At 66.9% G+C, this 11746-nt stretch carries 10 protein-coding genes and 1 pseudogene; all 11 read left to right on the forward strand.

From position 1 onward, the window contains the following. Nucleotides 1–624: pseudogene (locus AB7U92_RS11730) on the forward strand (adenosylcobalamin-dependent ribonucleoside-diphosphate reductase); the annotation flags it as partial. Then, nucleotides 575–1729, forward strand: coding sequence for a DUF7146 domain-containing protein (locus tag AB7U92_RS11735; protein ID WP_428576627.1), 1155 nt, complete (start codon nucleotides 575–577; stop codon nucleotides 1727–1729). The pseudogene AB7U92_RS11730 and the gene AB7U92_RS11735, both read left to right, overlap by 50 nt. 251 nt (nucleotides 1730–1980) lie before the next feature. After that, nucleotides 1981–3045, forward strand: coding sequence for a DUF932 domain-containing protein (locus AB7U92_RS11740; protein ID WP_428576630.1), 1065 nt, complete (start codon nucleotides 1981–1983; stop codon nucleotides 3043–3045). Nucleotides 3046–3395: 350 nt separating this feature from the next. Beyond that, entirely contained in the window at nucleotides 3396–4238 is an 843-nt protein-coding gene (locus tag AB7U92_RS11745; RefSeq protein WP_428576633.1) for a helix-turn-helix domain-containing protein, read from the forward strand. Between the two features lie 387 nt (nucleotides 4239–4625). After that, nucleotides 4626–4877, forward strand: a complete 252-nt coding sequence (locus AB7U92_RS11750; protein ID WP_428576636.1) for a hypothetical protein — start codon at nucleotides 4626–4628, stop codon at nucleotides 4875–4877. A gap of 74 nt (nucleotides 4878–4951) precedes the next feature. Further along, on the forward strand, nucleotides 4952–6022 hold the full coding sequence (locus tag AB7U92_RS11755) for a hypothetical protein (RefSeq protein WP_428576639.1): 1071 nt from the start codon (nucleotides 4952–4954) through the stop codon (nucleotides 6020–6022). A gap of 130 nt (nucleotides 6023–6152) precedes the next feature. Continuing rightward, nucleotides 6153–7946, forward strand: coding sequence for a MobH family relaxase (mobH, locus tag AB7U92_RS11760; protein WP_428576641.1), 1794 nt, complete (start codon nucleotides 6153–6155; stop codon nucleotides 7944–7946). 9 nt (nucleotides 7947–7955) lie between these two features. Further along, entirely contained in the window at nucleotides 7956–9866 is a 1911-nt protein-coding gene (gene traD, locus AB7U92_RS11765; protein ID WP_428576644.1) for a conjugative transfer system coupling protein TraD, read from the forward strand. Then, nucleotides 9863–10486, forward strand: coding sequence for a DUF4400 domain-containing protein (locus AB7U92_RS11770; RefSeq protein WP_428576647.1), 624 nt, complete (start codon nucleotides 9863–9865; stop codon nucleotides 10484–10486). The genes traD and AB7U92_RS11770 overlap by 4 nt, the downstream gene beginning before the upstream one ends. A 236-nt stretch (nucleotides 10487–10722) precedes the next feature. Then, complete coding sequence (locus AB7U92_RS11775) at nucleotides 10723–11181, forward strand: hypothetical protein (RefSeq protein WP_428576649.1); 459 nt, start codon at nucleotides 10723–10725, stop codon at nucleotides 11179–11181. Between the two features lie 3 nt (nucleotides 11182–11184). Beyond that, the coding region (locus AB7U92_RS11780; protein ID WP_428576652.1) for a lytic transglycosylase domain-containing protein at nucleotides 11185–11746 on the forward strand (562 nt) is incomplete at its 3' end.

Consider the following 11746-nt stretch of genomic DNA (forward strand, 5'->3'; position numbering starts at 1 on the left):
GTCACCTCGAAGGTCGAGTACTGCACGAGCGAAGGCAAGAAGTCGGTCTACCTGACCATCAACTTCATGCGCGTGGCGGGAACCGTCGACGGCCGCCAGGTCGTCATCGAACGGCCGGTCGAGTTCTTCATGCCGGCCGGGCAGCGCGACGAGGGCCAGCAATGGATCGCGTCGAACATGCGGATGCTCTCGATGGTCGGCCGCTCAGGCGGGTCGATCGAGAAGGCACTGCAGAACATGCGCGAGGTGGTCTGGGACAAAGGGCCCGTGCAATGTGGCGTCGTCCTGCGTGGCGACGGCCACACCGCGCGGCGCTGGCATGACTCCGAGGTCGCCGCGATCGGCTACTGGCTGCAGCAGATGCTGGCCAAGCGCGGGTTCCTGGATGCCGACGGCCACCAGGTGCCTGTGCTCGAGATGTCCGCAAGGCTGTCTCGCCAGCTCGAACTGCAGTTGGGCGGAGACGATGACTCGGTCCCTATCGACCGGCACGACACGCAGCCTGCGACCACGAGCTTCGTGACCCGCGGCCGCCAGTGCCCGGAGTGCGGGGCGCGCGCGCTGCGACGCGTGGATGGCTGCGAACGCTGCACCGAGTGCAACCACGTCGGCAGCTGCGGCTGAATCTTCCATCGAGGACCTGGGGAGTGCACGGAGTTCCGCCCTCGTGGCGGGGCTCCGGCCACCCAGCCTCAATCCATTGGACAAGACCATGAACCATGACTTTGAAGCGCGCGTGAGCGACGTGAAGTCCCGCGCGCACGGGCATTGGACGAGCATCCTGCGGTCGCTCGGCGTCGACGAAGAGATCCTCAAGGGCAAGAACCTGCCCTGCCCGATCGACGGCTGTGGCGGCACCGACCGCTTCCAGTACACCGACAAGTTCGGCGAAGGCAACTACCACTGCCGCTCGTGCGGCGCCGGTGGCGGACTGAAGCTCGCGCACGCGGTACGGGGTGGGCGGTTCAGTGAACTGCTCGACGACATCGAGTCTCTGGTGGGAACGGTGCGGCCGGCGTCATCAACCGGCCTGGCCGGCCCGTCGCTCGAGCGGATGAAGCGGCTGTGCCACCAGACCTGGACCGAGGCCAAGCCGGTCATCATCGGCGACGAAGTCGACCGCTACCTGCGCGGCCGCGGCATCAACCAGGGCGCCTACCCCAGGACGCTGCGGTTTCATCCGGCCCTGGGCTACTACGAGAAGCAGCCCGGGCAGAAGCGCTCGAAGCTGATTGCCAGCTTTGCCGCGATGGTCGCGTGTGTGCAGGGGCCGGACGGCCACGCCGTCACCCTGCACCGGACGTACCTCAAGGAGGGCCGCAAGGCACTCGGCGACCAGTCCAAGAAGCTGCTGTCCTCCGGCATCAACGGCGCGGCCGTGCGACTCGACGAGGCCACGGACGAGCTGGCGGTCACCGAAGGGATCGAGACCGCGCTGGCGGTGCGCCTGCGCACCGGCAAGCCGACCTGGGCGGCCATCAACTGCGGCAACCTCGAGAGGATCTGGATCCCCGAGCGGGTGCGGCGGGTGTGCATCTACGCGGACAACGACGCGGACGCCGAGTTCGCTGGCCAGGCCTCGGCCTACATCCTCGCCCAGCGCCTCGTGCGCGAAGCGAAGAAGGCCGGCATCCCTCGCACGGTCGAAGTCTTCGTGCCCCGCCAAGCGGGCACGGACTGGGCCGACATCTGGCTGGCCTCGCTTGCCAAGGACAAGCGCGCGGCGTAGGCTTTCAGGGGTGGCAGCAATGCCACCCCCCTCTTTCCGTGTGCCCCGTGCGGGCACAGCGACAGAGGTTTCCCAAGTGGCAGCTGCCAGGCCACGCTGAACTCCAGCGAAGGTAGCCCTTCAATCCCAGTGCACGACGGTCGCCGTTCGTGCCGCATCGCCGCTCAGCCACGCTGAGCCCACACCCCCGCGGGGACGCGCTTCCCCGCTGCAGGGGTAGAGCCGTCCCCGTATTTCATTTGGAGATCTCCATGAAGTACGGACGTTCCCTCGTCGACCTCGCCACCGAACTCGAGCGGCAGCTCGCGACGAAGCAGGACATGATCGTTCCGACCCCGCTGATGCACCACATCACCAGCGAGAACGGCACCTCGGTCCTCAACATCGAAACGCACGACGGCGTGCGCACCTTCAGGACGACCGAGAACTGCCGCCGGCAGCTCGCCGACCGCCTGAAGATCCCGTTCGCTTACTTCGAGCGCATGCGAACCGACCAGCCCGCGCTGTTGGATCGCAACATCGACACATGGCTCCACGCGCAGCCCGAGCAGCGCATGGTGCGCACGCTCGACGGCAACGCGAGGGCGTTCCTGTCGGACCGCTATCGCCGGCTGGACAACTACGACCTGCTGGCGCACGTCTACCCGATGCTGCGTGAACTGCCCGGCGCCCGCGTCGAATCCTGCGAGGTCACCGACAGCCGCATGTACCTGAAGGTCGTGACCTCCCGCGTCCAGTTCGAACTGGCTCCGGGTGACGTGGTACACGCAGGCGTGGTCATCAGCAACTCCGAGACCGGCCAGGGCTCGCTCTCGGTGAGCCCGCTGATCTTCCGGCTGCTGTGCCGCAATGGCCTCATCGCGGCCGACCAGTCGATGCGCAAGACCCACATCGGGCGCATGAGCGAGACCTCGCCCGACGAAGTCACCATCTTCAAGGACGACACGCTCGCCGCCGACGATGCCGCGTTCTTCCTGAAGGTCCGCGACACCGTTCAAGCGGCGGTGTCGCAGGCCACCTTCTCGCTGATCGCCGAGCGCATGCGCAAGACGATGGGCATCAAGCTGGTGGGCGACCCGGTCAAGAGCGTCGAGCGCCTGGCGGTGAAGTACCTGCTGCAGGAGCAGGAGAAGGTCGGGGTGCTGCGCGCCCTCATCAAGGACGGCGACCTGACCGGCTTCGGCCTGGTCAATGCCGTCACCGGCTACGCGCAGGAACTCGACCTGTACGACCGCTCGACCGAGTTGGAGGCCATCGGCGGCCGCATGCTCGAGCAGGGCGCGAAGGAGTGGAGCGAACTGGCCGAAGCCGCCTGAGCTGAATCGAACGACCCTGGGCGGTCGTCATCACCCTGAAGGGGCGCCGCAACCGCGGCGCCCTTTTTTTCGCCTGCTTGCGACTTTCCCCCGTGCACAACCGCGCGCAGGGACATAAGCTTCCGAAGTCGGGGTAGGTTCGTCGGCATGCCGACCACCCACAGCATCGCTCCGTGTCCCGTGCTCGCCATAGGCGACGACCCCCGCGAAATCCAGTAGCATCCGACAGTTGCGGGGAGGGACAAGAACAAGGATCGGCGAATGCCAATTTATTTGGCCTTCGTTTGCACTTGGCGGCGATGAATGATGACTCCGCACGCAAGTTTCCCGCTCATCCTGTTGGGCTAGGTATGGCAGCCGAACACCCAGAAGAAGATCGGCACCGAGCCCTCGCTGCCTTCATCGAGACGATGCTGGACCGGCACGGAGTGCCCGAGCGCCAGCGGTTTCGCGCCCTCGAAGCAGCCCTTGGCATGTCGTACACGCAGGTGCGCCGGCGCATGCTTGGCGAGGCCCCCTGGTCCATCGAGGAGATCAGGAAGCTCGCCAGTCACTTCCACGAACCGCTGATCCCTATCATGTCGGCCCTGGCCGATGTACCCGGGATCCCAGCCACGCTGCCCTTCGCCGGGGCTGCCCTGCCTTGCACGATCTGGCCCGTCGGCGAGCCGCTTGCGGGACGCATCGGGCCGATGGTCGCGATGCACGACGAGACCACGGATCAATGGACCGTCGCGTCGGCGTCCGAGGTCGCCGACAGCCCCAGCTACGAACTCGCACGACTGCTGTTCGAGCGCTCGCCTCCCAGGCGGGTGGCCGTCCTTGATGACGACAGCGACTCAGCCCAGTCGATCGTCGACTTCCTCGGCGCCAAGGGGATGGACGCACAGCCGTTCAACTGCGCCGTCGAATTGCTGGCCGCGATGGAGTCCGAGCCCTTCGAGGGCTTCGTCGTGGACTGGCTGCTGGGTGACACCACCGCCAAGGAACTGCTGTCGAAGATTCGCGCCCGCGTTCCGTCGGGGCCGGTGGTCATCCTCACCGGCCAGATCGCGACGGGCATTGCCACCGAGGAGGAACTCGCCATGGTGGGCGCCTCCTACCGTGCCTTGCTCTTCGAGAAGCCCACGCGACCGCTGACGATCTTCAACGCCCTGCAGGTGGGGTTCACCCCCGAAGCGCCAGCCGCTTGAAGGCGCTGCAGCTGGAATTCGTCAGGCGCTGGCGACGAGCGGCCCGCATCGGCGACCGTCGGTTCCTGGCCCGCCACAAATGGGCGATTCGTTTTGCGTATTCCGCACACTCACAAACTGATACTGACGCAATACGCACTAACTAATTTACTTCCAGTGCCGTCTAGTCTGTTCAGAAAGTACATGTAACGCTAATATGCGTTGACACCACGCGCCAAGAATCGGTAATCTTTCGCTCAAGTCGCCGCGGCACCGCCGCCTCGACTTGACGCCGGGTCCGGATGCCGTCCCGCGTCGACCAGCCACAAGGCAGACCGGGACGTAACCATGGACCATGCAACTTCGCTCTCGCAGGTTCAGCGAGCGAACCTGAACCTTCTCCTGCTCATGCGCGATGCCGCGATGCGCGACATGGGCGACGCCGTCTGCAGCTTCGGGCTCGCGCGACAGGACTTCGCCGCCATCGTGAGCCGAGCGCCGGACGAGTTGCTCAGCTTCGTCTGCGGCATCGGCGACCAGGCGCTTTTCCTGCCTCGAAGCGACCTCTCCTCGCTGCTCGCGCTCCCCCCTGCGATCGCCCCGGCGATCGCCTCGGCCCGTTCGGCTACCGCGCGGGCCACGCGAGTCGCCGACGCTTGAGTGCGTCCGGGCGGTGACGCGTGGGCAGCCCTTCGGCGTACAGCCTGCGCGCGCTGGAGACGGCGCGCCAGTGCGTGATGCTGGGGGCGCGACTGCGCACGATCGCCCACATCACCGGCCTCACGCCGGGGTACATCTTGCGAGCCGTCTACTGCGAGCGATACCCGGCCCCGATCGGACGACCGCAGTACTCCGAGGACTTCTTCTTCAAGACCACCAGGCGCCTGCAGGCCGAGGCCTGCTTCCTCGCCACCCACTACCGCCGCCTGACCAGTGAAGGCTTCCGGCAGGCGGACGCGCTGATCGCCGCGTTCCGGCACCACCGCGCCACGCAGCCCGAGTCCACCCTCGGCTTCGACCAGGCCTTCTTCCTGATCTCCAGGCTCGACGGGATCTGGGCGGCGACGAAGAGTGGTCTGTCGTTCGTCGAGTGCCTGAACTGCCGCAGCCCGTACCTCGCACCCCATGGGATGCCTCAGCGCGACAGCTGCCCGGTCTGTCGAACCGACTGGCGGCTGAAGTCTCGTGCTCGTGCCCGCGTCCGCACGTCCACCCCGCCTGTGCTGGCAGCCGATCCGCCGAAGCCGAAGCGGTCCAGGCAAGACGTGCCATGGCAACTGGATCTGGACATCGCGCACGTCCGGCTGCTGGGCCGGCTGCAGCAGTTGGGCGCTGGCGACAGGATCTGCGCGGTGCTGGCGGAGGAGCCGCGCGCCCAGCTGTTCCGCGCTCCGCGCGGTAGGCCCACCGTCACGAGCGCCTACATCTCCCGGCCGATGCCGCTGGCCGCCTGGTCCGCGAAGACCGAGGTCACACACCGCGTGCAGTACGCCGTCTTCGCATCCCACTTCAGGCGGCTCGTCCGCCTGGACGTCACGCCCACCGAAGCCATGTGCTCGGCCTTCGAAACGGCGCGCCGCGCCTGCCACGACTACCCGAAGCCCGTGACCTTCGACCGCTGCTTCGAGGTGGCCGCGTTGCTCGACGCCATCTGGGGCGTGCCGGCGCAACAGCTCGAACTCCTGCAGTGCGCATCATGTGGCTCGCACTACCTGGTGAGCAAGGCAGAGCCGCACCCGGTCGGCTGTCCCTTCTGCATGCTCATCCGGCGACACCGGACCCTGCTGCCGGCGATGGCCGCGTGACCTGAGGAACCGATCCGCGCGAGGCGCCGACCGGCGGCGTGTTTCCGGGGGGAGCACGACCGGCATTTCGAGTTGAAGCGCCCGCACCTCCCGCCCGATGATCGCCGCAACACATGACGTGGCGTGCACCATGGGCCTGCTCGATCTCCTTCAAAGCCGCCAGCGGCCTCGCGGCAGCCCCTTGCCGCGGACCGAACCCGGCGGCCTCACCGCCCCACTTGCAGGCGCGGGACACCCGTCTGTGGATCCCGGCATCGGCGCGTCAACGGTCGACGAGTTGATTGCGTCCGAGAGCGAATTCCTCCAGCGCTTCAAGTACTGCTACGGCTGTGACGCCGAGACCTTCGACCGCGACATCGTCGCGCCGATCCGCCGCTACGCCTCGTACGTCAACCTGCTGCCCGCGACAGCCGACAACTTCTTCTGCTCCGCCGGCGGGCTCTTTCGGCTTGGCCTGGAGGTGGCCTTCTTCGCACTGCAAGGCACAGACGCGCACATCGTCTCCGGCCGGGCCACCATCACCGTGCGCAAGGAACTCGAGCCGCGCTGGCGACAGGCGACCTTCCTCGCCGGGCTGTGCAGCGAATTGCACCGCACGCTCAGCCATGCCACGGTCACCGATGAGCAGGGCAACGAATGGCCCGCCTACCTGGTGCCTCTGACGGTATGGCTCGAGCGCCGCAAGGCGCGTCGCTTCTTCGTGCGCTGGATCGCCAATGCGCCGGATAGCCGTGGCCTGGGCCTGTTCGCACTCCCCCACATCGTGTCGCCGGAGGCGATGCAGCATCTCGCCGAAGCCAACCACGTCGTGGTGCCGCAGATGCTCGCCTCGATGACCGGCATTCCGCTGCTGCACGAGCAGAGCATCCTGATCGAACTCGTCAAGCGGTCGGCAGCCCTCGTCATCGACCGCGACCTCGCGGCCAGTGCGCATCGATACGGCAGGCCGATCCTTGGCGCGCACATCGAGCGCTACCTGCTGGATGCGATGCGCCACCTCGTTGCGGCCCATCCAGCCTGGTCGCCCAACACCGACCGTTCGCGGGTCTGGCTCGGCGCTGAGGGGCTCTTCATCGTCTGGCCCAACGCTGCCGCCGAGATCCGCAAGGTGCTCGAAGACGACGAGCTTCGGGGCATCCCCAAGGCGCCGGAGACGATCGTCGAGATCCTCACCGCTGCCGGGGTGCTCATCGCACCGCCCGAAGGTCAGGCGTGCTGGAGCATCCTGCCCCCCGGGAGCTCGGCGCCGCTCGAAGCGATCCGCCTGGTGTCGCCCGACATCCTCCTGACGGGGCAGACGAGGCCTGTCGATGCCTTCGCACAGCCGTTGATTGCGCGCGTGGCCACTGCCCCATCCCGCACCGCGGGCGCCACGAACGCCAACATCACGGCTGTCCCGCCGCCAACGACCCCCGCGTTGGCGACGCCACGGTCGGCGCCTGAGGACGTCGCCGGGCAGGCTGAACCACCCATGCCGCCACCGGACGCGCAAGGCGCACTCGACTTCGAGCCGTCGCCCGCGCCGCCGAGCGAAGCGGCCGCCCCGCCGGAGCCCATCCCAGCACAACCCGCGTCGGTCGCGCCGTCGCGGCGGTTCGCCCTGAAGGCACCACTGCGCCTGCTCCCCCAGGTCCGCCAGGCGCTGCAGGACGCGATCGCGACGATGAACGCCGACGCGAGAACGGCGATCGCGGTCACCGTCGCTTCGGGCGTCTTCGTGCCGCTGTCGCACTTCAAGGCCAACAGCATCGACGTGAGCGTTGCCCTGCGCGCCCTGGTCGACGTGGACATGCTCGTCGGCACCAAGGACCGTCGGCCCAGGACCTACCAGCACGACATCGGCGGCCAGGAGCAGGCGGGCGTGATCGTGAAGCCAGCTCACATCGAGGGCCTCAACCCGACCGACTTCCACACACCCACCTGAGGTGACGCCATGCTTGTCCGGCCCTATGAGATGCCGTGGCGGCCCGCCTACGAGGCCTGGGCTGCCGCGGCCTGGCTGCTCGGCCTTCTGTACTTCGTCTACATCACTGGCTCACGGGCGCTGTTCACACCGTTCGCGCTCACGCTCTCGGCCTTCGCGATGCTGATGATGATCGTGCGCGCCCGTCAGGCCACGCGGGTCCTGACGGTGCGGGCCTCGCTGTCCGGACGGGCGATGCAGGTCATCACCACACGACGCCTCGGCCAACTCACGCCCGATCCGGGCATGGTGTTTCTCGGCTTCGGCTTCGAATGGCAGCCGCTGCACTCCCAGCGCCTCTACGAGCTGGCCAAGATCGACTACAAGGAGTACACGCTGCCGCCCTCGCTGCTCTCGCTGCTGGGCTACACCGTCGATCCGCAGCCCGATGCGGAGATCGGCATGCCCTTCATCCACGGCGTGGAACCCAAGGAACAGCCGCTGTACCGGCCGCTGCAGAACTTCGAAGGCGGGACCCTGCTGGTGGGCACCACACAGGCCGGCAAGGGCGTTGCACTGGCCACGCTGCTGACCCAGGCCATCAAGCGCGGCGACGTCGTCGTGTTCATCGACCCCAAGAACAGCCGCCGGCTCAAGCGCGTCGTCCAGCGCGCGTGCGAAGACTATCGCCAGCCCGACACCTTCCTCGAGTTTCACCCGGCCTTCCCGGAAGTCGGTGTTCGCCTCGACTTCACCTTCAACTGGCAGAAGCCCACCGAGATCGCGAGCCGCCTTCAATCGATCATGCCGGCCGACAAGGACGGGACCTTCAGCGCCTTTGGGTGGGACGCCGTCAACGTCGTCGTCCAGGGGCTGGTCAGCCTGGAAGACCGGCCCAACCTGGTCAAGCTCATCAAGTACGTCGCCGGCGGCGTGGAGCCCGTGCTGGAGGCCTCCCTCTCGCACTTCTTCGATCGCATCCTGCCGCGGGGCTGGCGCGACTCGGTCGAGATGCGAAAGCTGCTGCAGGAGGCGAGCCGCGGGCAGATTCGACGGCCCTCCGAGGTCACCAGCACGCAACTGATCGCCTACGTCACCTACTACGAGCAGCAGGTCCCGCAGAACCAGCACGAGCGCGTGATCGACGACCAGATCCGCGTGTTCCGCCACAACCGCGAGCACTACCAGAAGATCACGGCCAGCCTGCTTCCCATCCTGTCCATGCTCACCTCGGGCGATCTCGGAAAGAGCCTGTCCCCGGATCCCTTCGACCTCGATGACACGCGGCCGATCATGAACTTCGAGAAGATCGAGCGCGGCCGCCATGTGCTGTACATGTGCCTGGATTCGCTGCCCGATCCGTCCGTGGCGTCCGCGATCGGCGCCCTGGCCCTGGCGGACATGGCCGCGCGGGCCGGCATGCGCTACAACCTGGACATTCAGGGCCGCATCACGCTGGTGGTCGACGAGGTCTCCAACGTCATCAACAAGCCCCTGATCGAGATCCTCAACAAGGGTGCCGAAGGCGGCATCCACTCGATCTGCGCGATGCAGACGCTGGCCGACCTGGCCAACCGCCTGGGCTCGGAGGATGCTGCCCGCATGGCGCTGGGCAACCTCAACAACCTCTTTGCCCTGCGCACGAAGGATCGGCCGACACAGGACTTCGTGGTCGAGACCTTCGGCAAGACCGGCATCCACACCATGCGTGTGGGCCGCAACCTCGGTGCCGACACGCACCTTGGTGACTGGAGCAGCGGCCGTTCGGTCCAGATCACCGACGCGATGGAAGAACGCATCCCGGCCGACATGCTGGGCAAGCTGCCCAACCTGCAGTACTTCGCCCAGGTGTCGGGCGGCCGGCTCATCAAAGGCCGCTTCCCGATCCTGAACCCCGACTTCGACCGCGCCGCTGCGCGCAACACAGGGGCGCGGCCATGATCCGCATCGTCTGGATCGCGGCCCTGGGCTGCGTGCTCGCACTGGTGCTCTACATCCCTTCGGCGGTACCGCCGGATCGCCTGATGCAGACCGTCAGGGCCGAGCATGAACTCAACACGACGCTCTGGGGCAGTGCGGCCGCAGACCGGATCCTCGAGCGCATGTTGTCATTCCAGGCGAATGGCGTGAACGTCTCTTCTCCGCCACCCGAAACGGTGCAGGTAGCCGGCCCCGGAATCAACACTGCCATGGCCACCGAATTCGGACAGATGAGCACGCGCCTGTTCTCATCGCCCTACTTCAAGTCCGTGGACGCCCTTTTCACACTGGCCACGCTGCGCGCCGCAACACTGCTGCATGTGTTGCCGCTGCTGCTGGTGTTCATGGGTGTGTGCGCCATCGACGGCTTCGCGGTGCGCAGCGTCCGGGCCCGCGAGTTCGCGGACCACAGCGCCGAGCTCTATACCTTGAGCGCCACGACGGGGATCGCCTTGCTCTCGCTCGTGCTCGTTGCCCTGTTTCTGCCGTTCACCGTGAGTCCGCTGTACACGATCGGCGCGCTGCTGCTCATGCTCTTCATGCTGAGCCGCGCGATCGCGAATTACCACTTGATTCGCTGAATCGCGCGTAGCGATCCGGACACAGCGGCCCGCCCTCGTGCGGGCCGCTTCGTTTGCGCACATTGGATGGCGAGAGGCGGAATCGACGGTCGAAAAGTCGGGGGACTTGATGCCGCGTTTCGAGTTGAGCGACATCGATTTGCTTTCTACGCTGTCGACCAGAGGTATCGCACGTCGTGGACCTCATCAGGGTCCTGCACATGCACACCGTAGTCGCTCATCAACGAGGTTCATCGATGCCGCACACCCTTGTCGCCGCACAGCCTCCGGCCATCGTGATGACGCGTGTGTGGATGCGCGAGCACGACTGGCTGCACAGCGTCTACACGAGTCACGCCAACCAGTCACCGACCTTCCGCTTCCCCGACCTGCTCTCCGCCTGCATCGAATTGGTCCTCTCCAGCACCGAAAGTCTGGCCCGACTCCAGCTGTTTCTCGGGACCGAACTCGGCGCCCGCGATCCCAAGGCCCCACGCCGCTCGTGCCACGTCTGGCGCCGCCAGTTCGACGAACTGCTTCGGGAGCACCGGGCGGCCTGGAACTCGCATCCGAATCCCAAGTTCGAGCTCGACGCGATCGCGACGGGCTGCGTTGCGGTTGTGCGTGCGGAGCACGACTCCGTTCGTCGGGTCCTGACCCAGGCGCGCCTCAACTGTGCGGCCCGCGCCGCGGCAGATGCGGATCAGCGGGGCTGAACCATGCGGCGCTCCCACACGCTTGAACTCGCGGTAGGCCTGATGGCCCTCCTCGTCCAGGGCGTCGGGCATGCCTGTTGGGAGGACGCCGGGGCGCGCTACGGCGTCGCGCCGCAATTGCTCTACGCCGTGGCCCGGGCCGAGTCGGACCTCAACCCCGCTGCCGTGAATCTCACGCACCGGGCGCGCACGAAGAGCTACGACATCGGGCTCATGCAGATCAACAGCTCGCACCTGCCCACGCTGGCGCGCTTCGGCATCAGCGAGCGCGACCTCTACGAGCCCTGCACCAACATCATGGTCGGCGCCTGGCTGCTGGCCGAACGGTTCTCGCGCCAGGGCGTGAGCTGGGACTCCGTCGGCGCCTACAACGCCGCCTGCACCCAGCTCAAGGACAACGCCTGCCGGGCGGCGCGGTCGACCTACGCCTGGCGGGTGTACCGGCGCCTGCCGGGTCAAGTTGCCGGTCATCGCGCGCAGCCCCCTGCCCCACCGCGATCTGCCAGTGCGCCAGTCGCGGCGGCCGCCCAGGCGCCGCTCATTCTCTCTGCAAGGGTCAGTCCAT

Origin of the sequence: Piscinibacter sp. (genome assembly GCF_050175855.1) — a bacterium.
In the GTDB taxonomy this organism is placed as follows: Bacteria; Pseudomonadota; Gammaproteobacteria; order Burkholderiales; family Burkholderiaceae_C; genus Piscinibacter.

What these genes read in the sequence shown, in the direction of transcription:
- traD (WP_428576644.1), top strand. Translation starts at nt 7,956, where the DNA reads ATGCTTGTCCGGCCCTATGAGATGCCGTGGCGGCCCGCCTACGAGGCC.
- AB7U92_RS11770 (WP_428576647.1), top strand. Translation starts at nt 9,863, where the DNA reads ATGATCCGCATCGTCTGGATCGCGGCCCTGGGCTGCGTGCTCGCACTG.
- AB7U92_RS11740 (WP_428576630.1), top strand. Translation starts at nt 1,981, where the DNA reads ATGAAGTACGGACGTTCCCTCGTCGACCTCGCCACCGAACTCGAGCGG.
- AB7U92_RS11775 (WP_428576649.1), top strand. Translation starts at nt 10,723, where the DNA reads ATGCCGCACACCCTTGTCGCCGCACAGCCTCCGGCCATCGTGATGACG.
- AB7U92_RS11750 (WP_428576636.1), top strand. Translation starts at nt 4,626, where the DNA reads ATGCGCGATGCCGCGATGCGCGACATGGGCGACGCCGTCTGCAGCTTC.
- mobH (WP_428576641.1), top strand. Translation starts at nt 6,153, where the DNA reads ATGGGCCTGCTCGATCTCCTTCAAAGCCGCCAGCGGCCTCGCGGCAGC.
- AB7U92_RS11745 (WP_428576633.1), top strand. Translation starts at nt 3,396, where the DNA reads ATGGCAGCCGAACACCCAGAAGAAGATCGGCACCGAGCCCTCGCTGCC.
- AB7U92_RS11735 (WP_428576627.1), top strand. Translation starts at nt 575, where the DNA reads ATGGCTGCGAACGCTGCACCGAGTGCAACCACGTCGGCAGCTGCGGCT.